This is a genomic window from Halorussus rarus, from assembly GCF_003369835.1.
Lineage (GTDB): Archaea > Halobacteriota > Halobacteria > Halobacteriales > Haladaptataceae > Halorussus > Halorussus rarus.
Window position 1 is genome coordinate 1,022,217 of the sequence record NZ_QPMJ01000001.1, and the last position, 21,945, is coordinate 1,044,161.

Below are 21,945 nucleotides of genomic sequence, written 5' to 3' on the forward strand. Positions count from 1 at the left end.
CTTTCGCGCGACACTCCCGGACGGTCGCGAGTCTAGCCGTTGCAGCGTCCCAGCGGTCCATCTCAGTCCTCGATAGCCGCGAGAAACGCCGCCAGTACACGGTCGGGCGGCGCGGCCACGGCGACGGTCTTCTTCGAGGACGACGCCCCTCGTGCGAGTCGCGCCGGCGCGTCGGCGAGGTCGGAGACCGCGTCGGTCAATTCGGCGTTCGCCCGCCCGTCGCGGGCCGGTTCCGACAGCCGGGCCTCGAAGCGGTTGCGCCACTCGTTGAAGCCGCCGGGGACCCGCCGGTCGGCCGCGCCGGGGGTCACGTCGAAGGCGACCAGCGTCTCGTCGCCCGACTCGGTCAGCGCGTCCTCGGGGTCGCCCGTGGCCATGCTCGGCGGTAGGACGGGCGTCGAGAAGAAGGCTCCGCCACGTGCTGTCGCGGGGTCGAATCACTCCGGCGCGAACGCGTCCGCCGGGTAGTCGGCGACCACGGACTCGATGGCGTCGTGGAGCGCGCCGAAGTCGTAGCCGCCCTCGCGCCGGTCGAAGCTCCCGAACGCGCCGATTTTCGCGTCGCCCTCGCTCAGGAAGGTCCGGAACTGCTCGTAGCCGTCGAACCCCCGCACGGTGTACTCGTAGGAGGCGTAGTGGAGGTCGCTGTAGGTCTCGCGGGTGACGAAGCCGTACCGCTCGTTGTCGACGAACTGCGAGACGTCGACGTCGGCGATCTTGTCGCACACGTCCTCGCGGACGTACAGTTCCTCGTGGTCGCGCTGGTCGAACAACCACACGTCGCGGAGGGCGTCGCCCTCGAACATCGAGAACGCGTCGACGAGCGCCGACTTGGCGCCCCGCCTACGCTCCTCGGTAGCGTCTCCCATCGATACGAAACATGAGAAGGCACCATGCATAAAAATTAGGACTTCGGCTGCCGCGACGAGAGCCGACTCGGGGTTCAGACGACCGGCGTTGGCCACCGATTGCCAAATGAACGCACGCACGGTCGCCGAAAGACGAACGTTTTACGCCGCGCTCGGCCGTACGGCCGGACATGCCTAAACCCAAGTCGGACTTCGAACAGCTCCACCCCTGCGACTTCTACACCGCCGACGAACTGCTCGACGCCGACGCGATGTACACCGTCTACGAGATCGCCCGGCTGCTCCAGGGGCTCGACCCCGACGCCGAGATCGAGGCCGAGACCGAGGACATCCTGCTCGACTGGGCCATCCCGTGGGTGATGAACAACGCCGCCGACCTCGTCATCGCCGAACCGGAGAGCGACGACGAGCCGGGTTACTACGGCCTCAAGCCCGACGACGACCGATGAGGATACTCGTCGCGGGCGCCGACCGGGTCGACGCGGGCAAGACGACGTTCTCGGCCGGCCTGCTCGACCGCCTCGACGGCGTCGGGTTCAAGCCCCGCGCGGGCAACGACTACTGGTTCGACCACGACGACTACCGGCGAGCGGTCGCGGACGGCAGGCTCTACGGCAAGGACGCGAAGCGACTCGCGGCCGCGAGCGCGGGCGAGTACGACCCCGAGGACCTCAACCCCGTCCACCGGCTCTGGCGCCCCTCGCCGGGTCCGGACACGGGGCTGGTCGGACAGGCCCACCGGGAGTTCGTGCTCGACCGGGTCGGGGAGTCGTTCGTGGTGAACGCCGGCGCCGACGTCCCCGAGTCGGCCCGACGGAACCTCCCGCTCGACGACGCGCCCGCGGTCGAATCGGTCGAGCAACTGGACGAGATCACCCGCCGGCTCCACCTCCCGATGTTCGAGGGGTTCGCCGACCGCATCCGGGACGTCGAGGCCGAGACGGGCCGCCCGGCCGTCGTGGAGTCGTACGCCGACGTGGCGCTTCCGATCCGGGGACTCGGGTTCGACGCGGTCGCCGTGGTCGAGCCCGGCCGAATGCGGGCCTACGACGGCGACCGGTTTTTGAAGGCCTGCGAGGTCGCTGGCGGGAGCCCCCGGGACGGCAAGCTGGAAGTCCACGCCGCGGACGTGACCGAGCTCGCGGAGCCGAAGGCGACCGTCCGACTGTCGGCGCTCCCCGACGGCGACCGGCGCGACCCCGCCGCGGTCGCGCGGGCCTACGACGAGGCGTACGCCGACCTCCTCGCGGTCGCGGAGAACTGAGGGTCAGAAGCCGATGTGGGAGGTCGAACTCGGCATGTCGTCATCGTCGCCCCCGTCGTCCTCGTCGTCGCTCCCGCCCGTTTCGTCCGTCCCTTCATCGCTCTCCTCGTCTTCCCCGTCCTCGATGCTGCCCTCGTGGACGTAGTCGTACCCGTCGTCGGTGAGGTAGACCGCGCCGTCCTCCACGGCGACCTCGACCGAGACCAGCGTCGTGTCGGCGGCCTCGCCGTTGTCGCAGTAGCCCGAGCAGGCGTCGAACATCGAGCCGTGCTTCGGACAGATGACCTGGCCGTCGCGCATCGCCGCGCCGAACCCCCGGTCGAGCCGCTGGGCCTCGTGCGTGCAGCGGTTGACCCACGCCTCGACGCCGCGGTCGGCGGACGACCCGCCGTCCTCGGTGGTAGCGCCACCGTCGGTTCGCGCGCCGTCGGTCTCCAACTCGTCGCCGTCGTCCTCGCACGGGACGAGGATGACCTCGTCGAGTTCGTCGTACCGGTCCCTGACGGTGAACAGCCAGGACCCCGACTCGTAGACGGTCTCCGTCGCGGTCAGTCGCGCTCCGTCGGCCATACCGGGAGTGACGACTCCGGAGAGTTAAACGTTCTGAGAGGTCCCTGCGGTGGCGTGCTGCGGTCTACGGGATTCCGCGACCGCTACATCCGGGCCGCGTTCGCCGCCAGTTCCACGTCCCGGTAGGGATCGGTGGCGACGCTCGGGCCGTGGCCGACGTGCATCTCGCCGAGCGACTCGTCTATCGTCTCGCGCACCCGGTCGATGCTCTCGATGAGCCGGTTCCGGTCGCCCTCCGGGAGGTCGGTCCGGCCGAAGCCGCCGTTCTGGAAGACGAGGTCGCCCGCGAACAGCACGCTCGCGTCCGCCGAGTGGAAGCAGAGGTGGTCGTTCTTGTGGCCGGGAGTGTGGAGCGCGACGTAGTCGTGGTCGCCGAGGCGGACCGTCTCCCCGTCGGCGATGGCGTTGTCGACGGCCGACAGGCTCGCGTCGAACCCCCACGTCTCGACGCCGAACGCCTCGGTCACGGATTCGAGGTTGCCGACGTGGTCGTGGTGGGTGTGGGTCAGGATTACCGCATCGAGGTCGGCGCCCCGGTCGCGGATCTTCCCGATCGCGTCGAAGTTCGACCCGGTGTCGACCAGCACCGTGCGGTCGCCCTCCACGAGGAACGCGTTGCTCGTGAACGCCTGGACGTCGCGGGCGAGGTTGGTTATCATGGCCGGCAGTTGGAGCGGCGGGGGTTTGTGGGTATCGCTGTGCGTTCGCGGTGGAGCCGGGGACGCGACGGGTCGATGAGTTCGATTTATGTGGCCGGACCCACCTCCTCACAGCCATGGAAGTCAAACTGCTGGAGGCCACCGACGACCCGGAGGAGGTAATCTGCTCGGCGGCGCGCAACGACTACATGAGCGACTGGCTCGGGGACCAGTCGTTCGAGGAGACGATGGACTCCATCGAGGGCGACGACGTCGAGGAGAAGAAGGAGACGCTCATCGGCCATCTGCTCAGCCACGGCCACTTCGGTCCCTTCGAGCACGCGCAGGCCACCTTCGCGGTGAAGGGCATCAGCCGGTCCTGCATGGCCCAGATCACCCGCCACAGGCACGCGAGTTTCGACGTGCAGAGCATGCGCTACGTCGCGTTCGACGAGGTCGACCCCGCGGACGTCGGCGAGGGCGAGATGGTCGTCACGCCCCCGTCGGCGAACGACCCGGACTGGGTCGGCCGGAACCAGAAGACCGGCTCCGTGGACGAGGAGACCGTCGAGAAGCGCGAGGCCGTCTTCCGGGAGTCGGTCAAGCGGTCGGTCGAGGACTACCAGGAACTGCTCGACCTCGGGATGCCGCCCGAGGACGCCCGGTTCGTCCTCCCCATCGGGACCGAGGTCAACATGGTGATGTCGATGAACGCCCGGATGCTGATGCACGTCGCCGACATGCGCGCGGCGGCCGACGCCCAGTGGGAGATCAGAGAGATGACCGAGCAGGTGCTCGACCTCGCGAGCGAGTGGTGTCCCATCACCTTCGAGTACTACGAGGAGAACATGAAGAATCGGAAGAACCGCCTCGCGCCCTGAACGTCCCTCCCCTCCGCCCTACTCGTCGGCCAGTTCCTCGATCAGCGTCTCCAGGCTGTAGCTCTCCAGGGGGTTGTCGGTGTCCCGCAGCGTCGAGATGACGAACGTCGAGTTGGTGCGCTCGACGCCCTCGATGGCCTCGAACTCGCTGATGAGACGTTCGACCGCGTCGCTGTCGGGAAGGCGGGCGACGAGCATGAAGTCGGTCTCGCCCATGGCGAAGTACGCCTGGGTGACGCCCTCGACGTCGAGCAGCTTCTGGCCGAACTCCTCGTAGGAGTCGCTGTAGTCGGCCAGCACCTCGACCAGGACCGTGACGCCGAGGCCGGCCTTCTCCAGATCGATGTCGTAGAGGTCGTTCTCGATGACGCCTTCCTCCCGGAGGTTGTTCAGCCGGTAGTGGATGGTCGAGACCGGGATGTCGGTCTCCTCGCTCAGTCGCTCCGGACTGCCGGTGCCGAGGTCCGCGATGGCCTTCAGGATGGTCACGTCGCGCTCGTCCATTGACGGTCACGTTACGTCCCCGTCTACTTAACGGCGGGTCCCTCGTCGCGAGTCCCGCCGAGAACGGTAATTTAACCGTCATTCATTGTCGAAGTTGACTCAGAAGGAGGGCGTATATTCTCAATCACTGCCGGTATTTCGATTCCAGTTCAAATTTCTATCAAACTCTTGTAGAAGGGCTTAAGGCCGACGAAATACGACGGTTGTAACAGAACCATGATTTCGAGAGATATTGGGAGTCGACTCCCACTTCTACCGCTGATGTTCGTACTGCTCGCAACGCTCTGGGGCGGGTCGTTCACCGCCATCGAGATCGGCCTCCACTACTTCCCGCCGCTGGCGTTCGCCGGGATTCGGTACGCCGCCGCCGGCGCGATCATCCTCGGCTACGCCGCGGTCGCGACCGACCGCTGGCGCCCCCGGGCGCGCGACGAGTACCTCGCGGTCGGGGTCGTCGCCGCGCTGGTCATCGCGGGCTACCACGGCCTGCTCTACCTCGGCGAACGTAACGTCTCGGGCGCCGTGGCAGCCGTCGTGGTCAGCCTCGCGCCGGTCCTGACCGCCGGGTTCGCGGCCGCGGTGCTCGACGAGCGACTGACGCTCACCGAGGGGTTCGGCTTCGCGGTCGGGGTCGCGGGCGTCGCGGTCGTCGCCGGCTTCGACCCCGCGAGCGCGCTCTCGACCAGCGTCGTCGGCGTCGGACTGGTCCTGCTGGGCGCGGCCTGCTTCGCGCTCGGCGGGGTCCTGACCAGGCCGCTCCGAACCGACCTGCCGGCCGCCGCGCTCCAGGCCTGGTCGATGCTCGGCGGGGCGGCCCTGCTGCTGGGCTGGGGCGGGCTGCGCGGCGAGTCGCTGTCGGCGATTCGGCCGACGCCGACCGCGCTGGCGTCGCTGGCCTACCTGACGCTGTTTTCGGGCGTCGTGGCCTTCCTGCTGTACTTCCGGCTGCTCGACCGGATGGGGCCGACGAAGCTCCACCTGGTCGGCTACCTCGAACCGGTCGTGGCGACGCTCGCGGGCTGGGCGGTGCTCGGCGAGGTGGTGTCGACCTCGACGGTCGCCGGCTTCGCCGCCATCTTCGCCGGGTTCGCGGTGCTCCACCGCGACGCGATGCGGTCGCTCTGGAAGTCGGTCCGACCGACTGCGCTCGCGACGTCGCTGCGCGGGTCGCTCGGGCGCGCCGGAACTCCCGACGCGAAGCACCGGGAGTCGGACGCCGGCGAGGGCGCGTGGTCCGCCTCGAGTGGTCCCGCCGACGACTGACGCGACGGCTCTCGCGGCCGGCGGTGCGGCGGTGCAGCGATGCCTCAAGACGCGGCCGGCGTCGCGGCGAATCCCCCGAACGAACCCACCACTTTTCGGCTCCCCTCCCGTACGCCGCGGCATGGCTACCCACGACGCGCAGGACCCGGCGCTGGACGCCCGCGCGGACTACGACTACCGGTCCGACGAGTCGGTCCGGCCGGGGCTCGTCTCGGATCTCGCGGAGCGCGTGGACGGCGACGTCCGCTTCGACGGCTACTCCCGGCAGCTCTACGCCACCGACGCCAGCGCCTACGAGATGACGCCCATCGGCGTCGTGTTCCCGACCGACACCGACGACGTGGCGGCGGTGATGGCATACTGCGCCGACCGCGAGATTCCGGTGCTGCCGCGGGGCGGCGGCACCAGCCTCGCGGGCCAGGCCGTCAACGAGGCGGTCGTCCTCGACTTCACCCGGTACATGGACGCCGTGCTCGACGTCAATCCCGACGCCGAGACCCCGACCGCTCGGGCCCAGCCCGGCGCGGTGCTCGGCGAACTCAACGAGGAACTCGCTCCGCACGGACTGAAGTTCGCGCCCGACCCGGCGTGGGGCGACAAGTCGGCGCTCGGCGGCGCCATCGGCAACAACTCGACGGGCGCCCACTCCCTGAAGTACGGCAAGACAGACGCCTACGTCGAGGAGTGCGAGGTCGTGCTCGCGGACGGCACGGTGACAACCTTCGGCGAGGTGGCCGTCGACGACCTCCGCGCCCGCGGCGACGCCGATGGCGACGTCGAGGCGCGCATCTACGCCGAGGTCGCCCGGATTCTCGACGAGGAGGCCGAGGCCATCGACGAGGTGTACCCGCAGCTCAAGCGCAACGTCTCGGGGTACAACCTCGACAGACTCGTCGACGAAGCGGAGTCCGGCACGGTCAACCTCGCCCGCCTGCTCGCGGGCAGCGAGGGCACCCTGGCAATCGTCACCGAGGCCGAGGTGAGTCTCGAACCCGTGCCCGAGACCAAGTCGATGGCGCTGCTGGCCTACGTCGACCTGCTCGACGCGATGGAGGACGTGGCCCACGTCCTCGAGCACGACCCGTCGGCGGTCGAGGTGCTCGACGACGTGCTCGTCGACCTCGCCCGCGACACCGAGGAGTTCGCCGACGTGGTCGGGATGCTCCCCGAGGGAACGAACTCGGTGCTGCTCGTGGAATTCTACGCCGAGGACGACGCGGACGGCCGCGAGAAGGTCGCCGACCTGCTCGCCGACCGAGCGGGCGACCTGGCGTTCGAGGCGCTGGAGGCCCACGACGACGCCGAGCGCGCCAGATTCTGGAAGCTCCGGAAGTCCGGGCTCCCGATCCTGCTCTCGCGGACCTCCGACGCCAAGCACATCTCGTTCATCGAGGACGCCGCGGTGCCGCCCGAGAACCTCCCCGAGTACGTCGCCGACTTCCGGGAGGTCCTCGAAGACAACGACACGTTCGCCAGCTTTTACGCCCACGCCGGCCCGGGCTGTCTCCACATCCGGCCGCTGGTGAACACCAAGTCGCCCGCCGGCATCAACCAGATGGAGGCCATCGCCGACCGCGCCACCGATCTGGTGGTCGAGTACGGCGGGTCGGTGTCCGGGGAACACGGCGACGGCCACGCCCGGACCCAGTGGAACCGCAAGCTCTACGGCGAGCACGTCTGGAACGTCTTCCGCGACCTCAAGACCGCGTTCGACCCCGACTGGCTGCTCAACCCGGGCAACGTCTGCGGCGACCACGACATGACCGAGAACCTCCGGTTCGACCCCGACTACGAGTTCTCGGCCGGATTCGCGCCCGAACTCGAGTGGGAGAACGAGAACGGCTTCCAGGGGATGGTCGAGCTCTGCCACGGCTGCGGCGGCTGTCGCGGCGGCCAGGACACCACCGGCGGGGTGATGTGCCCGACCTACCGGGCGGCCGACGAGGAGGTCACCGCGACCCGGGGCCGGGCGAACCTGCTCCGGCAGGCCATGTCCGGCGATCTGCCCGAGGGCGAGCAGTTCGACGTGGAGTTCATGGCCGAGGTGATGGACCTCTGCATCGGCTGCAAGGGCTGCGCCCGCGACTGCCCGAGCGAGGTCGACATGGCCAAGCTCAAGGCCGAGATCGAGCACGAGCACCACCGGCGGCACGGCGCGAGCCTGCGCGAGCGCCTGTTCGCCGAGATCGGGACCCTCTCGAAGGTCGGGAGCGCGCTCGCGCCGGTCTCGAACTGGGCGAGCGCGGTACCCGGCGCCCGGACGGTGATGGAGAAGACCGTCGGCATCGCCAGCGAGCGCTCGCTGCCGACGTTCCACCGCGAGACGCTCGAGGACTGGTTCGCTGCCCGCGGCGGCCCGCAGGTCCCCGAGTCGGAGGCGACCCGGAAAGTCGCGCTGTTCCCCGACACCTACACCAAACACAACCACCCGGAGGCGGGCAAGGCTGCTGTCCGGGTGCTCGAAGCCGCGGGCGTCCGCGTCCGCCTGCCGGCCGGCGTGACCGACAGCGGGCGACCCGCCCACTCGAAGGGCTTTCTCGACAAGTCCCGCGAGCGCGCTCGGACCAACGTCGAGGCGCTCGCGCCGAAGGTCCGCGACGGCTGGGACGTCGTGGTGGTCGAACCCTCCGACGCGGTGATGTTCCAGTCGGACTACCTCGACCTGCTCGGCGGCGACGAGAGCCCCGAAGCGAGTCGCTCCGGCGAGCAGTACGCCGAGCCCCGGACCGCCGACCCGGAGGCCGGGGTGGCCGACGCGGAGGCCGGAGCGGCCAGCGACGGCGGCGCAGCAACCGCGAACCCGGACGACCTCGCGACCGCGGCCGAGCGCGTGGCCGCCAACACGTACGGCGTCTGCGAGTACCTCGACGGCTTCGACCTCGACCTGTCGTTCGACGCGCCCGACGAGACGCTGACATACCACGGTCACTGCCACCAGAAGGCGACCAAGAAAGACACGCACGCCGCCAGCGTCCTCCGAGAGGCGGGCTACGAGGTCGACGAGCTCGACTCGGGCTGCTGCGGGATGGCCGGCAGCTTCGGCTACGAGGCCGAGCACTACTCGATGAGTCGACAGATCGGCGAGATCCTGTTCGAGCAGGTCGCCGATAGCGGCGGCGAGACGGTTGTCGCGCCGGGCGCGTCCTGCCGGGCCCAGCTCGGCGACTGGGAGGGGCTCCGGAGCGAGCCGCCCCACCCGATCGAGAAGGTCGCCGAGGCCGTCAGGGATTAGAACTCCGAGAACTTGTCCCGCCGGTAGATGTCGAGTTCGCTGACCGTCGACTTCTCCTGGCGGGCCGCGAACGCGATGGCCTCGGCGACCTCCTCGGGTTCGGTCACCTCGCCCTCGTCGAACCGCTCGGCGAACGACTCGCCGTAGGCCGACCCGAACTCGGTCCGGACCTCCGAGGGGTTGACCACCGTCACCGCCACGCCGTCGTCGCCGACGTTGCCCTCGAGGCTGTGGGCGAATCCGCGGACCCACCACTTCGAAGCGGCGTACACCGGATTGAACGGCCGGGGGAACTTCCCGGCGAAGCTCCCGACGAAGATGAGGTTCCCCTTCGTCTCCCGGACGTGGGGGACGGCGGCCCGGGCCGCGTAGAACACGCCGTCGACGTTCGTCTCCATCATCGTGTCGTACTCGCCGGTGGTCATCTCCTCCACCGAGTCGCCGCGGGCGAGCCCCGCGTTGTTGACCAGCACGTCGAGCCGGCCGAACTCCTCGACGGTCGCCTCGACCGTCCCCTCGACCGAGTCCTCGTCGCGGACGTTGGTCGGAGCCACTAGCGTCTCGACGCCGTACTCGTCCTCGACCGTTCGGGCCACCTCGTCGAGGATCTTCTCTCGTCGGGCCGCCAGCGCGACGTCCGCGCCGTCGTGAGCCAGCGCGTGGACCGCGGCCTCGCCGATGCCGGAGCTCGCGCCCGTGACCAGTGCCGCCTTGCCGTCGAGGGGGTCGTCTGCCATACCCCGAGATGTGACGGCGAGGACGTTGGTTCTTTCGTCGGCGGGCGTTTTGCGGCGGGCCGTCGGCGCGATAAGCAGAGGCTAACGACGGGAAGGACGGCCGAGAGTGCGCGGGCCGGTACCACGGAGTTTATGCGTCGGCGAATCAACACGGTGGCATGTTCGTTCTTCGAGGCGGGACGGTCGTGGACGCCGACGGGCGGCGCGAGGCCGACGTGGCGGTCGAGGACGGCGAGATAACGGCGGTCGGCGACGCGCCCGACGACGCGGACGAGGAGATCAACGTTGGCGGGCAGTTCGTCGCGCCCGGACTTGTGGACGCCCACGTCCATCTCATGATGGACGGCCGGGCCGACCCCGCGACCGTAGAGGGCGACGGGGAGGCCGCGCTGGCCTACCGGGCGGCGGCCAACCTCCGGGACGCGCTCGACGCGGGCGTGACGACCGTCCGGGACCTCGGCGCCGCGGGGACCGTGGCGCTCGACGCCGGTCGAGCAGTCGAGCGGGGCGTGCTGGAGGGCCCGCGGGTCCTCGCCTGCGGGCAGAACGTCGTGATGACCGGCGGCCACGGCCACTGGTTCGGCCGGGAGGCCGACGGCGTGCCCGAGGTGAAGAAGGCGGTCCGCGAGCAACTCAAGCGGGGCGCCGACGTGGTCAAGTGCATGGCGACCGGCGGCGTCCTGACCGAGGGCGCGCTGACCGGCGCGCCCGAACTCGACGAGGCGGAGCTCGAGGCCGTCGTGTCGGCCGCCGAGGCCAAGCGCGTCCCGACCGCGGCCCACGCCCACGGCACCGCCGGCATCAAGCACGCGGTCCGGGCCGGAGTCTCCAGCGTGGAACACGGGACGTTCATGGACCGCGAGGCCGCCGAACTGATGGCCGACCGGGGAACCTACTGGGTGCCGACCGCGAAGGCGCTGTACGGCATCGTCGACGCCGGCACCGAGGCCGGCATCCCCGAGTTCGCGGTCGAGAAGGCCGAGGCGGCCAAGGAGGCGTGGGCCGAGGCGTTCGACCACGCGCTCGACGCCGGCGTCGACATCGCGATGGGGACCGACGCCGGCACGCCGTTCAACTACCACCGCGACATCCCCGAGGAGCTCGGACTGATGGTCGACCACGGGCTCTCGGAGCGCCAGGCGCTGGAGGCCGCGACGGTCAACGCCGCCGACCTGCTGGGACTCGACGACGTCGGCACGGTCTCGGAGGGGGCTCGCGCGGACCTCGTGGTCCTCGACGACGACCCCCTGTCGGACGTCACCGCCTGGCAGTCGCCGGCCCGCGTCGTGCGGCGTGGAACCGCGGTCCGGTGACAGGCCCACGTCAAAAGGTCTTTTATACCGGGCAATGGAGGGTTAAGGTACATGAGACGGCTGCTGGCTGTCGCCCTTGTCGTCGTGTTACTCGTCGGGACGGCCCCCGTAGCGACGGTTTTGGGCAGTCACTCCTCGCGCGAACTCGCCGCCGCCGCGCAGACATCGGGCGCTGCCGCTGCGAAGATGCCGGGCGCTGCCGCCGCACAGACGTCGAGCACCGCGTCGAGCGAGGCGGCCGGCGCTCCGCAGACGCTCGTCGCCACCGACAACTTCGACAGCGTCGAGTTCCACATCACCGTCTTCGAGAACGGGACGGCGGAGTGGTCGTTCACCTACCAGCGGCGGCTCGACAACGACTCCGAGCGCCAACAGTTCCAGCAGTTCGCCGACGAGTTCAACAACAACTCGACGGCGCTGTTCACCGACTTCAGGCGCCAGGGCCGCCAGCTGACGAGTGCCGGCCACAACACGACCGACCGGGTGATGGAGGCCGAGGGCTTCTCGAAGACGGCAGACGTCGGCGGTCTCAACGACAACCTCGGCATCGTGAAGATGTCGTTCCAGTGGACCGGCTTCGGCTACTCGGCCGACAACAGCGACAACATCATGATCGGCGACGTGTTCGAGGGCGGGCTCTACATCGGCCCGAACCAGTCGCTGGTGATCCACGCCGGACCGGGCCTCAAGTTCGAGGCGGTCAAGCCCGCGGCGCCGGCCCAGCCGTCGGGTAGCGACCTCGGGTCGAGCGACACGGTGACCTGGCAGGGCGAACGCGACTTCATCGACCAGCGGCCGCGGGTGACGTTCCAGCCGGTTCGGGGGACCGTCACCGTGACCACGACCACGACCACGACGACGAACGAATCCGCCGGCGGCGGAGACTCCGACGAGACCACCGCGCCGGGCGCCGGCCAGCAGCCCGCCGGCGACGACTGGCCGCTGCTGATGATGTTCGTCGCCGCAGTGGTGGTCCTGCTGGGACTGGCGGCCGCGTTCGCCTGGCGGCAGGGCGACTTCGGGTCGTTCGCGGCCGACGCCGACGACCCCGGCGACGACGACGGCGGGGCGACCGCCACCCGAAACGGCGGGTCGACGGCGGCCGAACCGTCGGTCAGCGACGAGGAACTGCTCACCGACGAGGCCCGCGTCAAGAAGCTGCTCGACGAGAACGGCGGCCGGATGAAGCAGGTCAACATCGTGGACGAGACCGGCTGGTCGAAGTCGAAGGTGAGCATGCTCCTCTCGGAGATGGAGGAGGACGGCGACATCAGCAAACTCCGGGTCGGTCGGGAGAACATCATCAGCCTCGAAGGTCACGAGCCCGACGCTGCCGGGTCGCCGCTCGAAGGCGAGTAGTCCTGCTACGAGCGGTCCTCGACGATGGCGTCTCGACGCCGGCCCCTCTCTTCGTGGATTCCGGCGAATCGACGGCTACGAGCGTGCGCTTGGCAGTGTGATCGTTGACTCTTCCACTAGGCCGCATCGTTCACCTCCGTTTTCGCTGATTGGTAATTGAGCATGTCGAGACGGCGACGGACGTAAAGCCGCGGTTTCGTTCGGATGAACAGTTCAGGGTCGGGGCCACGCGTGTGGAACCGAGACACGGCGGCATGAAAGCGCAACTGTTAAACAGTCCGTCCGACTACGATTGAGTGCAGACACGAGGTACGCTCCGTTGCGGAGACGGATACGGTCCGTCGATGCTCGAAGCGTGACGTGAAACGGAACGCTCCGTTGGTGTAGTCCGGCCAATCATCTTGCCCTCTCACGGCAAGGACCAGGGTTCGAATCCCTGACGGAGCACTTCCATCCTTCTCCCGTCATGCAGTTTTCGTCCGTGAACAATGGTGAAACCAACGCATGTTCACGGGCAATTACCTTCGATGGACCGGTCGAACCTGCCGCCATCTTGCGATTAGCCAAATAGCGGCGGCAATTACCTTCGATGTACTGAACCCCGCGCCTTCTGGCGATTGGGTGAAATCGACGGGCAAGCACCTGGGTTCCCCGCGAGGTGGCAGGCAATGAAGAACGCCGACGAGGCAACGACCCCTCTAGAGGGAATCACGGTCGTCCCCGAACCCTCTGCAGAACTCCTCAACGAACGCCAACAGATCGACTACCGCAACCAGCGCGAGCAGTGCCTCGAATGGCTGCTCGTATTCGGAAAAGACCCCAAGAAAGCCGAGGGTTACGCACGCACTACCGTCAAGAACCGCGCCCACCGAATGGACCAGTTCTACCGATGGGTGTGGGACCGCGACGGATACACGACGACCGTCACGCACGACCACGCCGACGCATACCTGAGATGGCTCGCCAAGCAGGACCACAGCAACGCCCACAAGGACAACTGCCGGAAGGCGCTACTGATGCTGTACAAGTGGCGCGAGCACGAACACGGGTTAGACGAGTGGGACCCGGAGCTGTCCTTCAGTACCGGTCACAAGACGACTACGCCGCGCGACTACCTGACCCGCGAGGAACGCGGCCAGATTCGAGAAGCCGCGCTCGAATACGGAAGCGTCCCGTCGTACAAGGGCCTCGATTCCCAGGAGCGCGACCGGTGGAAGGCCTACCTCGCCCAGCGCTTCGAGAAACCGAAATCCGAAGTGACGCCGGAAGACTGGGACGAGGCGAACGGCTGGAAGATTCCGAGTCTCGTCTCGGTGAGTCTCGACGCAGGACTGCGTCCAATCGAAGTCGAGCGTGCCGTGACGGGCTGGGTCGATATCGAGAACGCCGTGTTGCGTATCCCGAAGGAGCAGTCCTCGAAGAACACCGGCCACTGGATCGTGGGTCTTCAGGACCGGACGGCCGAGACGCTCGACCGATGGCTTGAGCAGCGTGAGAACGACCCGACGTACGACGATACCGACAAGCTCTGGCTGACCCGGTTCAGCAACACCTACGGGTCAGCCTCACTGCGAAAGGTCCTCCGCCGGCTCTGCGATCAGGCGGACATCCCATACGAAAACCGACAAATGAGTTGGTACTCAATACGTCACTCTACTGGTACTTACATGACCAGAGAGGAAGATCTCGCCGCAGCCCAAGCTCAACTCCGGCACAAGAGTCCAGAGACGACGATGAAGTACGACCAAGCGCCCGTGGAGGATCGTCAGGACGCATTAGACCGGATGGGGTGAGAATCTCAGCTAGCTGCTAGGTGACCGATTCTCAATCGTCCTCGGACAACAATTTTCGCGCCAAGTCAACACGCTGCTCTCGACTATCCACAATCGCATCGATGTGATTGGGAGAACTATACTCCGATGATGTGGTGGAGTGTTCCTGGGGCTGTGGAGTTGATTGGTCTGGTTCGTCCGCATAGGGATTGAACCCCTCTTCCTCGACCGCTCGCCGTGCGGTTTCGTTTACTTTTTCGAGCGTATGCCGTCGGCTCTCGATGGTGGACTCACCGTAGGTCTGCTTCGTAGTCTCGATGTGTTCGTGGCGAAGTTGATCGCGTGCTTGCGACACGTCCTCTGTTTCTTCGATTGACTGTCCCAAGTTGTGCCGGAGACTGTACCACACAATCTTCCGGTTCTCGCGGTCGATGCCAGTTTCATCGCAGAGCTGCCTGAGTAGGTAGCAGAGATTCTTCGAATTGTACGGGTTCCCGTCACGGTTGAGCCAGAGACGGTTCGTTCCGTCGTATTTCTCGTAGTGGCGACGCTCTTGCATCCACTTGCTAAGCAAATCGCCAGTTCGCTCTGTTAGCGGCAGTTCTGTAGTCGGGCGGTTTTTGCCGGCATCTTCTTTCGTGATTTTGAGGATGTTCCGCTTCGCGTCGTACCAGTCCGTACGCGCTCGCTTGACCTCAATCGGAATGATCCCCGTTTCCAGGGCCACGGCGATGAGCGAACCGACTTTATTGCTGGTGTCTGCGCGCTCCCAGTCTTTTCTCATGACTTCGGCTTTCGGTTTCCCGAGTCGCTGCGCGACTAGACTATCGATCTTGTCGCGCTCCTCCTCGGACGTCTCGTAGTACGATGGCAGCGAACCGTACTCCTTTGCCGCTTGGAGAACCTGCCAACGCTCTTTGAAATTTAGTTTGTCGGCGTGTTCGTGCTCACCGTCAGTGAAGTTGATCCGCGGCCGCCATTTCTCTGCCCCGTTCTGGTCGTGCTTCCACGCGAAGTACTTCTGGAGCGCATCAGCGAACTTCCGCTTGCTCGTCTCCGAGTACGGATCACCGCTCTGCGTGCAGATTTCGTCACGGTCCAACCACTTGACGATCAGATCCGCCTGATCGTGCGTGAGTTCCGTCGGGTCCGATGGGTTAAAGCGGTCGATGACGAATCTGAAGACTTGGTCAACGCGTGCGTGATAGTTCTCCGACAGCGACGATGACAGCGGCTGTCGTCGGTTCGGGTTCTTCCCCTTCGTCAGCATCCAGTTGTAGAACTCGTCGAGATCGCGCTGTACTCTGCTCGCGTCGTCACTGAGTGACTCCGCAAGCGCGTTCGTGATCGGTTTTGGTTGGTGGTCTGGCATCGAAGCACACCGGGAAATGGACCGGTCATGTAAGTACCCTCGTAATCAACCGCTTCCGGTGCTTCCATCGAATGTATCCTTCCCCGGATAATCGCCCTATTCAGGGTCTGTAAGTTCTGTTTGGGGAATACGGTAACCGATCCTACGCCACTACCGGTCTCCACAATGGAATGTTTGTAATCCCGTGAAGCGATCCGTTTCCCGGAAAGAGATACCCTCGTCTGGCCGTTAACGAAATATCGATACCGGCCTAAAAGTGATACTAGAAAACCACATCTCCTTCTGGCGGTACCGATGGCGGGCTATCTGGCGGAATCCCATCAGGAATTGCCGGGAATATTGTGACAGCAGAGACTGCCTGAAACGACCGTCGAAACAATGCCCTCGACAAACAATCGCCCTCCAAAGATCCCATCGTCGATGCCATGTACACGGCTAAGTACGTACTCAGGTACATACACAGGTACCTCAGTACCCACTGGCGAACACCAATGAGTAGGCAGATATGTACTCGTCTCAGTATGTACGAACCGGTATGCGGAACTACGGAAGACGATAGATTAGATCTAACGGGTGTTCCGTCATTCCACTCGACTTTAGCAACCGCTTCTCAGGAGCTTCGCGTAGATTAGCCAGCAGCAGGGCTAAGAAATCGAGAATTTAGTCATTAAATAGCGAATACAGCATCTCAAGATTATCCGTATCCGAGTAGTCCGTAGTCCGTAGTCCTGTAGGATTTCGCCAGTCGTAGCGTAGCATCACGTTGTTTCCGAATCTGTTCCTCAGACACATTCGGAGGCTCGTACTCGTCACCGCGTAATTCAGCGACCAACTCCTCGGCCTCCGGTTCGGGAACGAACACGTCGAGTGCCATCGCTAGCAGGTCTTCATCTGCGTCTTCGTAGCCAGCGAGTGCATCAGCCAACATCAGCAACGACTCCAGTTTCGTCTCTCCCTGCGTCGTCACTCCGGTCTCTTCGTCCGTAATCACGAACCAATCGTCTTCTCGCTCAATCGTAATCGTCGGCATGATTTTCTCAACAGCGAGGAATGGTAAGTGTCTCCGGGTACGGTTAGAGTGCACCACCCTATCACTCTGTGGCAGGGGTTTATTCGTGTTAGGTGAATGCCTCCTTTATGAACGAACTGAGAGCGAATATCTCGTTCGACAGGTTCGCGGATATGCCGGAGTTCTACGGATCGGGTGCTGCGAAGTACCGCCTGGCGATGGTGAAAGAACGAGACGACTTCCTCGACCTGTTCGAAGGCGCTCGTCACGTGGATGCGGTGACGTACGCGGAGACGCCCGAGCTGATGGTGAAGATGCTGACCGAGTACGACATCGGGTCGCTGGACGTACTCATCGGGAACGCCGAGGACTACGCAGACCAAGTGAGCGAAGTCTCGACGGCGAGGTCTCTCGTCCGACTTCGGCAAGACGACCGGCTTACCGTTCGACTGAAGAATCGGAAGACCGTCCACTCGAAGATCTACCGGATCGTCATGCCGGACGACACGGTGAAGCTCGTACAGGGGTCGGCGAACCTCTCGCGGAACTCGTGGGAGTACCACACGAACCAGATCTCGGTCTTCACGACTGAGGTCGGGACTGAGCTGGACGAGGAGTTCGAGCGGTTTATCGACGAGTACCGCGAGGGGTACAGCGACCAGACGCTCCTTGAGGGGCTCGTTGAAGCGCTGGAGGAGGCCGATTCGCCGGAGGAGCGGGAGAACCGCATCGAGTACTGGGTCGGTGCGGGCGACCTCGACGTCAGTGATACGGCCGCCCTGAACCAGGATGCCGTCGAGGATCTGAAAGACGTCGCCGACCAGGTCACCGCCGTCGTCGACGATCCCGATGAGGCCGACGAGACGGTCGCGTTCGTCGAAGAACCCGAGAACGCAGACCGCAGCGTCGTCGAACCAGACACTTCGACAGGTGAGGAAGAGTCCGACGAGGATGTGGACAGTGACCAGTCGCCGGATGTCGGGCTCGTGGAGTCGGACCACGAAACGGAGTTGACGGATACGCTTGACCGGCCGCGGGTTCGCGCACCCGACGAGAAGATTCGGATGGGAACTAGCAAGGTGGACAAGGATACCGCGGACGAGTTCGGAGCCGGTCTCCGTGACCGCGGTGCGACCGTCGAAGACCACAGCATCACCGCGCCGCTGAGCGCGTACAACAATCAGGTCAAAGAATCGACGGCCATCCCGACGATGTCGGTCCTTCCGGAGGCCGAGCAGGTCGTGATCGGCGAGGACGACGAGATGATTCTCGTCGCCACCGACGAGCCGACGCCCGAAGTCCTGGATCACTGCCTCGAAACCATCGAGGACTACATCGAGACCGTCGAGAACCACGGCCACACGCAGTCCGAGACCGCAGTAATGGCGCAGATGTACGAGGCGTTCCTCTACGGGTTCTGGGCTCCGTTCGCCAACCAGTACGCTGAAGCCCTCTCGTCACCGTCGCGGACGCTGGATAACGTCCTCCAGCATCTCTACATCGAAGGAAAGAGCGACGCAGGGAAGGACAAGCTCACCGAGTACATTCTTCGACTCGTCTCCGACAACACAGTCATCTCCGGTGTCGACGCGGACGAGGTCGGCGTAAAGGAGGTCCGTGGCGTCCGCGAGTGGGACACGTGCTTCCCGTACGCAATCATCGACGCGGAGAAAGAGAAGATCCAGCGGTGGAGCCCGATTCGGAACTACTGGGGCGACTGGACGCCGACCAGCGTCGATCAGCCGTGCCTCATCTTCACGACGAACGACGCGCTTCCGAAATCTGAGTTCCGGAACCGGATGAAAATCCTGAGCATGGATGTCTCCTTCCCCTCCAACCCGGAAGACCCAGGCTTCCGCGAAGCGCAAGAAGACCTTTCGGACGTGTTAGAACGGCAGAACCCGATCTTCAGTTACGTGGCCCGCCGGATGCTCACCGAGCAACCGTGGACTGACGGGAACGGTACTATCGAAGACGTCCGCCGCATTGTCCGCGAATTCTACGACGAAGCGGGTCGAGAGCAACCCGAGTACTTCCCCGCTGACGAGCCGGCCGAAAAAACGTATGATACGGGTCGGTTGAAATGGCAGCGGGATATCCAAGGCGGCCGTGTCACGTTCGAGCCGGAGCCGAATGCCATCACAGCTGACTTCGACCGCGAAGAGTATGAGGTGTACGACTACGAGAAGCGCCTCCCCAAACGATTCATGTCCGAGAAATCGTCCACAAGCGTCTATATCGGCGCACCAGAGGAATTCGCTGAGTGGATCGGGTACTCGGTTGACGAGCTACTGAATGGTGCTACTAAGACAGAATCTGATACCACCCAGCAAAATAGCGGCTCGGAAGACAACGTGGATGATAGCGAATCGACTGGCTTCTTCGCACGATTGCTTGGCAGCTGACCGGCCCTTAATTAGCGATATAATCGGGTTTGTTTCACGAAAGTACCAACTCAGGTCTTGGTCAAGTCAGAGTTCTTGCTGGAGGATTACATGGATACGGTCTAGTACCGGGTTGCAGTTGCTGTTATTTCGTGCTGTTTGCCGCAATTCGTCGAACAACTCAGCCAGCGTATTCACGGTCTCATCCCTCATCTCTGGTGGATTAATCACTGGAACCTGTTCCAATTGGTTCGGTTCGATTTTATCGAGGCCGCCATCCCGCGTTTGCTTGTACTTACGAACAACCTCGTCGAAGATGTCGCTATTGAGGTACGCTAGTAACGCTTTCAGTTCGGTCTCTGAAAGCGTGATGTCGTAGAAGCCGTAGCAAGCGTTTGTATTCCGCACATCTGTTTCGTTCAAGATGAACCTGAACTGATCTCGGCTCGCATTTTGAACGAGGACGCGAGTTGGATCTTTTCGTCGAGGACGGTACCAGTACGGACGGTTCGAGAACGTGCTCGTGTCATTAAGCCCATATTCAATTACACCGTCTCGAAGGTACTCTCGCACGGCCGAGTACCCGTTCTCGATATCGGATCGCTCGGGCGCTTCTCTATTTGCCCCCTTCGAGAACTGGTGTTTGAAGTCCGCGATCGTATTCGGGACTCGGGGTATTTGATCAGGATCCAGAAGCCAGACGTCTTTCCCGTTCGCGCGTGCTTCTTGCCAGTTGAACTCTTGGTAGTCGTATCCGTCTATCTGACTCGGCTTACGGACGATCCGTGACAGGTGGCGTTCGTCAAGGTCGTTCTCCTCAACCTCCTGTTTTGACAAGCAGAAGAGATTGACTTCGCCTGTGGTTGGACCACGGTGGATGGTGAGGAACTTCCCAAGTTGTGGGAGGTGGCTCGTGTCGATCTCGACGGGGTCGAACAGTACCTGCCAGTTCTTCTTGGGGCGAAGGTCCGTCTGTGGAACACGATTGATGAAGCCCCAGTCAGTTGAACCCGGCTCACCGTTTTCGACTGCCTCACGGATCATCTTCGACTCGACTTTCTCGTCGACACGAATGAAGTGCGTCTCGCCAGCTGTCTCACCCTCGGGTTTCGCTTCTAAGAACGTGAGCAGAGCAGTCGTGTCGGCATTGTCGAAGACACAGTAGCTCTCCGGGTTGAATTGTACGAACGCTTTGATTGTGTAGTTGTCGAGGAGGAACTGCTTTAGCGACTCCCCGTATCGATTGCTGAGGAAGCTTTGCGGGGTGATGAAGGCTGCACGATCACCTGGCGACAGGAAGGCACGTGAATGGTAAATAAAGTAGGCATGGAGGGGTGATCGAGCGCTTATTTCGATCCCTGTAGCCTCCTCCAGTTGCGTGTTAGTCCGTTCTTTGTACCAGTCCTGGAGTGCATCCCCCTTCGTGTACGGCGGGTTACAGACGATTGCATCAACATCCTGTTGTAGATCCGCAGGTCGGAGATTGAGAAAATCAGTTTCATTCAACTCATGCGGTTGCCCGGACAAGGTCAGCGCAGTGCTTCCCATGAGGAGTGCGAGTTGGCTCCGGTCGATCCCGTTAATGCGCGCTGGATCGGTACTCAGACGCCAGTCCGGGTGAAATGGACTAGACAGGACGCCGGCTCCCATCCCAGGATCCATGACGGTATCATCGCTTTCCCCTGCCCATGACTGCATTAACTGACCAATGTCAGGTGGTGTCCTGAACTGGCTGAGCACCTGTCGGCATTCCTTCGGAGTTACTGCCTCGTAGAGTCGTCCGATGTCTTCCGCGGGTTGCGTGGACGCAAGCAACCGATCTCGATTCTCGTCGATGACCTCCATCTCCGATTCATCGACATGGAGAAGGAAATAATCCAACACGCACTCTCCGAAACCTGGATTCGCCCCAACCTCTGCAACACTTTGAATTATCTCCCAAGTATCGGCAGGGAACTCCGGCAACTCACCACGTCGATGATGCCACTCATACACGGTGGCCTTTAGCAACCGGGTCAAGACGGCCTGGCGGGCGACGAGGCGTCTCCTAGCACTGGTAGTCGCATCATTCAACCCATGAGACAGACACCATGTATCGACTCGCCCGTGGAGTGAGTCTGGGATCTCAGCGAAGGCTGGTGCGAGTCGATCAGCTACCGTTGTGATGATCTCGGCGAGGCGGTCGGTGTCAACTGACCGGCTGAACTCGGGTATCCCGTGATCCTTATCTACCCACTGATGATCAGGCGCAGCAGGAGTTATCGGTGATATATCTGCCATTTCCGCCTTACTCAGGGCCAATTCCAGATCTACTGGAGTGTCTGTACGGCAGCGTCGAAGGTTCGTTTCATCTAACATCGGGGTAGCCTGCCATCATGAATCTGGCAGTTATAAACCCTCGCCCCCTGAGTCCGAGATTCTAACGCTACAGGCCGTTAGAAGCCAAATTCGGACTCACAGCGTGGACACCCAACTGACAGCACGACCATATCGCCAATAAGGGCAATTGAGTACCCCGATTGCCAAGAGTCAGCGGCGAATCAATGGTGAACCACCGCGCGCGCAGGCCGATATGGAAGGGAGTTCATCAATGAATTTTTTGTAATCCCAGTATAGCGCGAAGGCTTTCCAAAGACACGACAGAGGCAAGCCGAGAACCGCTCCTGAGATAGTTAGCCGGCCAGTCAAAGAATTTCCCATAGATTGGTGTCGGAGTACCCAATCGTCATTCGGTGCCAACCCAACGAGATTGATTTCCTCTTCCCCGTGCCCCCAGCG

At 63.9% G+C, this 21,945-nt stretch carries 18 protein-coding genes and 1 tRNA gene; 10 read left to right on the top strand and 9 right to left on the bottom strand.

Annotation, left to right across the window (positions count from 1 at the left end):
* Positions 1-62: 62 nt before the first annotated feature.
* Complete coding sequence (locus DVR07_RS05140; protein WP_115795681.1) at positions 63-377, bottom strand: DUF167 domain-containing protein; 315 nt, start codon at positions 375-377, stop codon at positions 63-65.
* 60 nt (positions 378-437) lie between these two features.
* A complete protein-coding gene (locus DVR07_RS05145) occupies positions 438-869 on the bottom strand; it encodes a DUF7522 family protein (RefSeq protein WP_115795682.1) in 432 nt (143 codons plus the stop codon).
* Positions 870-1,039: 170 nt separating this feature from the next.
* Between DVR07_RS05145 and DVR07_RS05150 the strand changes: the two genes are divergently transcribed.
* Both DVR07_RS05150 and DVR07_RS05155 read left to right on the top strand, forming a co-directional pair.
* Positions 1,040-1,318, top strand: coding sequence for a DUF5827 family protein (locus DVR07_RS05150; protein ID WP_115795683.1), 279 nt, complete (start codon positions 1,040-1,042; stop codon positions 1,316-1,318).
* Complete coding sequence (locus DVR07_RS05155; protein ID WP_115795684.1) at positions 1,315-2,133, top strand: ATPase; 819 nt, start codon at positions 1,315-1,317, stop codon at positions 2,131-2,133. Before DVR07_RS05150 ends, DVR07_RS05155 begins: the two co-directional genes overlap by 4 nt.
* Positions 2,134-2,136: 3 nt before the next feature.
* Here DVR07_RS05155 and DVR07_RS05160 read toward each other — a convergent pair whose 3' ends face one another.
* Positions 2,137-2,703, bottom strand: a complete 567-nt coding sequence (locus DVR07_RS05160) for a Rieske (2Fe-2S) protein (RefSeq protein ID WP_115795685.1) — start codon at positions 2,701-2,703, stop codon at positions 2,137-2,139.
* Between the two features lie 83 nt (positions 2,704-2,786).
* A complete protein-coding gene (locus DVR07_RS05165; RefSeq protein ID WP_115795686.1) occupies positions 2,787-3,362 on the bottom strand; it encodes an MBL fold metallo-hydrolase in 576 nt (191 codons plus the stop codon).
* A gap of 116 nt (positions 3,363-3,478) precedes the next feature.
* Here DVR07_RS05165 and thyX point away from each other — a divergent pair, with 116 nt between their 5' ends.
* Entirely contained in the window at positions 3,479-4,222 is a 744-nt protein-coding gene (thyX, locus tag DVR07_RS05170) for an FAD-dependent thymidylate synthase (protein ID WP_115795687.1), read from the top strand.
* An 18-nt stretch (positions 4,223-4,240) separates the two neighbouring features.
* On the opposite strand, the gene DVR07_RS05175 is transcribed toward thyX, so the two are convergent.
* Positions 4,241-4,726, bottom strand: a complete 486-nt coding sequence (locus tag DVR07_RS05175) for an Lrp/AsnC family transcriptional regulator (RefSeq protein ID WP_115795688.1) — start codon at positions 4,724-4,726, stop codon at positions 4,241-4,243.
* A gap of 261 nt (positions 4,727-4,987) precedes the next feature.
* Here DVR07_RS05175 and DVR07_RS05180 point away from each other — a divergent pair, with 261 nt between their 5' ends.
* Together DVR07_RS05180 and DVR07_RS05185 are read left to right on the top strand one after the other, a co-directional pair.
* Entirely contained in the window at positions 4,988-5,989 is a 1,002-nt protein-coding gene (locus DVR07_RS05180) for a DMT family transporter (RefSeq protein ID WP_240147436.1), read from the top strand.
* Between the two features lie 121 nt (positions 5,990-6,110).
* Complete coding sequence (locus DVR07_RS05185) at positions 6,111-9,221, top strand: FAD-binding and (Fe-S)-binding domain-containing protein (protein ID WP_115795690.1); 3,111 nt, start codon at positions 6,111-6,113, stop codon at positions 9,219-9,221.
* On the opposite strand, the gene DVR07_RS05190 is transcribed toward DVR07_RS05185, so the two are convergent.
* A complete protein-coding gene (locus DVR07_RS05190; protein ID WP_115795691.1) occupies positions 9,218-9,958 on the bottom strand; it encodes an SDR family oxidoreductase in 741 nt (246 codons plus the stop codon). The genes DVR07_RS05185 and DVR07_RS05190 overlap by 4 nt on opposite strands.
* Before the next feature lie 158 nt (positions 9,959-10,116).
* Here DVR07_RS05190 and DVR07_RS05195 point away from each other — a divergent pair, with 158 nt between their 5' ends.
* From DVR07_RS05195 to DVR07_RS05210, 4 genes are all read left to right on the top strand, one after another.
* Entirely contained in the window at positions 10,117-11,271 is a 1,155-nt protein-coding gene (locus DVR07_RS05195) for a metal-dependent hydrolase family protein (RefSeq protein WP_115795692.1), read from the top strand.
* Between the two features lie 186 nt (positions 11,272-11,457).
* Positions 11,458-12,630 carry a helix-turn-helix transcriptional regulator gene (locus DVR07_RS05200; protein WP_115795693.1) on the top strand — a complete coding sequence of 391 codons (1,173 nt, stop codon included), beginning with the start codon at positions 11,458-11,460 and terminating at the stop codon, positions 12,628-12,630.
* A 372-nt stretch (positions 12,631-13,002) separates the two neighbouring features.
* Positions 13,003-13,077: transfer RNA gene (locus DVR07_RS05205), tRNA-Glu, on the top strand.
* 221 nt (positions 13,078-13,298) lie between these two features.
* Positions 13,299-14,423 carry a tyrosine-type recombinase/integrase gene (locus DVR07_RS05210; protein ID WP_115795694.1) on the top strand — a complete coding sequence of 375 codons (1,125 nt, stop codon included), beginning with the start codon at positions 13,299-13,301 and terminating at the stop codon, positions 14,421-14,423.
* Between the two features lie 31 nt (positions 14,424-14,454).
* Here DVR07_RS05210 and DVR07_RS05215 read toward each other — a convergent pair whose 3' ends face one another.
* Positions 14,455-15,774: a tyrosine-type recombinase/integrase gene (locus DVR07_RS05215; RefSeq protein WP_115795695.1), complete on the bottom strand. Its 1,320-nt coding sequence runs from the start codon at positions 15,772-15,774 to the stop codon at positions 14,455-14,457.
* A 694-nt stretch (positions 15,775-16,468) separates the two neighbouring features.
* Positions 16,469-16,804: a type II toxin-antitoxin system HicB family antitoxin gene (locus DVR07_RS21990; RefSeq protein WP_193570014.1), complete on the bottom strand. Its 336-nt coding sequence runs from the start codon at positions 16,802-16,804 to the stop codon at positions 16,469-16,471.
* 107 nt (positions 16,805-16,911) lie between these two features.
* On the opposite strand from DVR07_RS21990, the gene DVR07_RS05225 reads away from it, so the two are divergent.
* Positions 16,912-19,188 carry a hypothetical protein gene (locus tag DVR07_RS05225; RefSeq protein WP_115795696.1) on the top strand — a complete coding sequence of 759 codons (2,277 nt, stop codon included), beginning with the start codon at positions 16,912-16,914 and terminating at the stop codon, positions 19,186-19,188.
* Between the two features lie 66 nt (positions 19,189-19,254).
* Here DVR07_RS05225 and DVR07_RS05230 read toward each other — a convergent pair whose 3' ends face one another.
* Complete coding sequence (locus DVR07_RS05230) at positions 19,255-21,447, bottom strand: Eco57I restriction-modification methylase domain-containing protein (RefSeq protein ID WP_115795697.1); 2,193 nt, start codon at positions 21,445-21,447, stop codon at positions 19,255-19,257.
* Between the last annotated feature and the right edge of the window lie 498 nt (positions 21,448-21,945).

Coding starts and splice junctions, on each gene's coding strand:
- DVR07_RS05140 (WP_115795681.1), bottom strand. CDS start 377: ATGGCCACGGGCGACCCCGAGGACGCGCTGACCGAGTCGGGCGACGAG.
- DVR07_RS05145 (WP_115795682.1), bottom strand. CDS start 869: ATGGGAGACGCTACCGAGGAGCGTAGGCGGGGCGCCAAGTCGGCGCTC.
- DVR07_RS05150 (WP_115795683.1), top strand. CDS start 1,040: ATGCCTAAACCCAAGTCGGACTTCGAACAGCTCCACCCCTGCGACTTC.
- DVR07_RS05155 (WP_115795684.1), top strand. CDS start 1,315: ATGAGGATACTCGTCGCGGGCGCCGACCGGGTCGACGCGGGCAAGACG.
- DVR07_RS05160 (WP_115795685.1), bottom strand. CDS start 2,703: ATGGCCGACGGAGCGCGACTGACCGCGACGGAGACCGTCTACGAGTCG.
- DVR07_RS05165 (WP_115795686.1), bottom strand. CDS start 3,362: ATGATAACCAACCTCGCCCGCGACGTCCAGGCGTTCACGAGCAACGCG.
- thyX (WP_115795687.1), top strand. CDS start 3,479: ATGGAAGTCAAACTGCTGGAGGCCACCGACGACCCGGAGGAGGTAATC.
- DVR07_RS05175 (WP_115795688.1), bottom strand. CDS start 4,726: ATGGACGAGCGCGACGTGACCATCCTGAAGGCCATCGCGGACCTCGGC.
- DVR07_RS05180 (WP_240147436.1), top strand. CDS start 4,988: ATGTTCGTACTGCTCGCAACGCTCTGGGGCGGGTCGTTCACCGCCATC.
- DVR07_RS05185 (WP_115795690.1), top strand. CDS start 6,111: ATGGCTACCCACGACGCGCAGGACCCGGCGCTGGACGCCCGCGCGGAC.
- DVR07_RS05190 (WP_115795691.1), bottom strand. CDS start 9,958: ATGGCAGACGACCCCCTCGACGGCAAGGCGGCACTGGTCACGGGCGCG.
- DVR07_RS05195 (WP_115795692.1), top strand. CDS start 10,117: ATGTTCGTTCTTCGAGGCGGGACGGTCGTGGACGCCGACGGGCGGCGC.
- DVR07_RS05200 (WP_115795693.1), top strand. CDS start 11,458: ATGCCGGGCGCTGCCGCCGCACAGACGTCGAGCACCGCGTCGAGCGAG.
- DVR07_RS05210 (WP_115795694.1), top strand. CDS start 13,299: ATGAAGAACGCCGACGAGGCAACGACCCCTCTAGAGGGAATCACGGTC.
- DVR07_RS05215 (WP_115795695.1), bottom strand. CDS start 15,774: ATGCCAGACCACCAACCAAAACCGATCACGAACGCGCTTGCGGAGTCA.
- DVR07_RS21990 (WP_193570014.1), bottom strand. CDS start 16,804: ATGCCGACGATTACGATTGAGCGAGAAGACGATTGGTTCGTGATTACG.
- DVR07_RS05225 (WP_115795696.1), top strand. CDS start 16,912: ATGAACGAACTGAGAGCGAATATCTCGTTCGACAGGTTCGCGGATATG.
- DVR07_RS05230 (WP_115795697.1), bottom strand. CDS start 21,447: ATGGCAGATATATCACCGATAACTCCTGCTGCGCCTGATCATCAGTGG.